The organism is Myxacorys chilensis, assembly GCF_059505265.1.
This window is the reverse complement of record NZ_JCACKG010000229.1, coordinates 362-2,864: the sequence shown is the minus strand read 5'-3', so window position 1 is coordinate 2,864 and position 2,503 is coordinate 362. Positions and strand designations below refer to the sequence as shown.

General features: G+C 69.4%; 2 protein-coding genes. One reads left to right on the top strand and one right to left on the bottom strand.

Going from position 1 to position 2,503, the window contains the following annotated elements:
- Window positions 1-202: 202 nt before the first annotated feature.
- On the bottom strand, window positions 203-664 hold the full coding sequence (locus AC5JLB_RS23250; RefSeq protein ID WP_495876205.1) for a hypothetical protein: 462 nt from the start codon (window positions 662-664) through the stop codon (window positions 203-205).
- 1,014 nt (window positions 665-1,678) lie between these two features.
- Between AC5JLB_RS23250 and AC5JLB_RS23245 the strand changes: the two genes are divergently transcribed.
- Window positions 1,679-2,503: efflux RND transporter periplasmic adaptor subunit (locus AC5JLB_RS23245; protein WP_495876204.1), on the top strand; the 825-nt coding region annotated here is incomplete at its 3' end.

Sequence of the window (2,503 nt, the reverse complement as noted above, 5' to 3'; positions counted from 1 at the left end):
GAGCAACCCAAGACGGCAAGTGCGAGGAAGAACAGAGTGCCGGAGTTGCGCGGCCGACGGATCGCACCGAGGAGCAGGCCTGTGCCAAGTCCGCCCAAAGCCGACAAGGCTCGCGTCAGCCCAAGTTCCTTGGAGCCGACGCCTACGACATCCACGGCGAGGACCGGCAGCAGCCCCATGACTCCGCCGAAGAGTACTGCAATCAGATCGGTTGTGAGGGCGCCGAAAGCGACCGGCGTGTCGCGGCTATGACGCAAGCCCCCGAGAAGCTGGCCGGCGCCAATGCCCGCACGGGCCGCTCTGGTTCGGTGTCCGTATGAGGACGGCGCTGACGCCCGCCACTGCGGACAGGGCGGCGATGGTGGAGAGGGTGGAGAAGGTGTCGCCCTCGTCTGCCGCGATCAGCAGGCCGGCGAGAGTTGCCCCACCCTGCTGCGCCACCTTCACGATGCTCGACGTGGCCGCCACGAGCCGCGACCAGAGTGGCAGGGGCACGACGTTGGGCAAGGTTGCCTGCTGCGCCGGTTGGAAGAAGGCCTGAGCCGCTCCATGAAGGGTCAGGAGCAGGAGTACCGGCCAGGTCGCCTCGACGGAGGTGGCGAGGAGAATGCCGATCAGGCCCGCCGCGAGCGCCTGGACGACGTTGCTGACGCCAATGATCCATGACCGGCTATAGCGGTCGCGGCCATGCCCGCCCAGAGGAAGAGGAGCAGGACCGGAAGGAAGCGGGTAAGGCCGAGGAGGTCCAGGTGGAGCGGGTTTCCCGACCGGATGTACAGGGTTACAGCCAACGGCAACGGTCAGCATCTGCGATGCGGCGACGGGGGGGCGCGGCTGACGGCGAAAAGCAGGAAGCCCCTGTACCTCAGAAGCCGCAACCCGGACCCAGGTCCAGGGCCGTGATCATCGCTGGTGTTACTCACGTCGTGGGCGGCTCTCTTGGAGGCGATGGAGGGCTGGCGCCCTCGGTCGAGCGGAAGCTGGCGGGGGTCTCCGAGCGGCAGTCGGCCTACGGAGTGCCAGCCGACGAATTGGATCGAAGCTCGGCAGCAGGGTCTCTCCTCCAATCCGGGCATGCAGAGCCGCCCCTGCTCCGGACCAGGGAGCCCCGACCTTCCAGACGACCGGTCCCCGACGAGCCCTCCAGAGCGGGCCCCGAGCGACGTCGGAGTCCCTCCTCGTTGCAGGGCGCGCCGCAACACGATAGGATTCACAGGGTCGCTGGAGCGCCCCGGACAGGCTTGAGGCCGACCGCGGCGATCATCTCGTCAGAAAAGGAATAGAATACGGCGAACTGCATCCGGCGGATGATTCAGGCGGATCGTCGCGCCTTCAGGTCAGTCCTCGCAGGACCGGAGCTTACCGCTAGGTCAGGGCCCGCATGTGGTCGAGATCGCCAGACCGTTCCTCGCTGGTAGCCGCTACGCCCGTGGTCGTTCTCTCGGTCTGGCTGGGCCTCCGGGGCCGGCGGCCTCATCACCAACGGCCCCGCCGTCGTTCACCGCAAAGCGAAGCCCGCGCCGACGGAAAACGCGCTATACGGGGTTATATACCGGCACGGCCTTCCTTAGGGGGGTGGAGGAACAGCTGAGGGCATCGGATGGCAAGGGCAGGCACGAACGGACGCGCGGGACAAGGTCCGACCCGATCCGGCCGCTGGGGGGCGGGTCTCGCCACCGTGCTGCTCTGGGCCGGCGCGGCGCTGGCTCAACCCATGGGCGGCTCCGACGGAGGCGCGCCCCAGGGCCCGCGCGAGGTCGGCGTGATCGCGCTCGCCTCCGAGGAGATCCCCTACACGATGACCCTCCCCGGCCGCGCCGTGGCCTACGAGGAGACCGACATCCGCCCGCGCGTGAGCGGCGCCATCGAGGAGGTTGCCTACCGTCCCGGCGAGGCCGTCGAGGCCGGCGATCTCCTCTTCCGCATCGAGGACGAGAGCTACGCCGCTGCCGTGGCCGCCGCCGAGGCCTCGGTCGCCGGCGCGCAGGCCAGCGTCTCGACGGCCGAGGCGACGGTCGAGCGCTACCGCACCCTCGAGGGGTCCGCCGTCACTCGCGCCGACCTCGAGACAGCCGAGGCCGCGCTCTCCCAGGCGCGGGCCGCACTCGCTTCGGCCGAGGCCGCGCTCGCCACCGCCCAATTGGACCTCGAGCGGACCGAACTCCGCAGCCCCATCGCCGGCCGCGCCGGCGTGCCCCAGGTCTCGACCGGCGAGCTCGTCACCGCGAACCAGGGCGAGGCTCTGGCCACCATCACTCGCCTCGATCCCATCTACGTAGACGTGAGCGAATCGAGCGCCCGCATGATGCGGATCCGCGAGCGCATCGAGGAAGGCAGCCTCTCCCCCGGCGACACCATCGGCTTCCGCCTCGTGCAGGAGACGGGTGCGGTACTTGAAGGGCAGGGGACCCTCGTCACCCCCGGCTCCAGCGTCTCCACCACCACCGGGACCGTGGACTTCCGCATCGAGTTCGCGAACCCCGAGCAGCAGGTTCTCCCCGGC

Bases quoted from the DNA above. Each gene is read 5' to 3' on its own strand.
- AC5JLB_RS23250 (WP_495876205.1), bottom strand. From the start codon at position 664: ATGGATCATTGGCGTCAGCAACGTCGTCCAGGCGCTCGCGGCGGGCCT.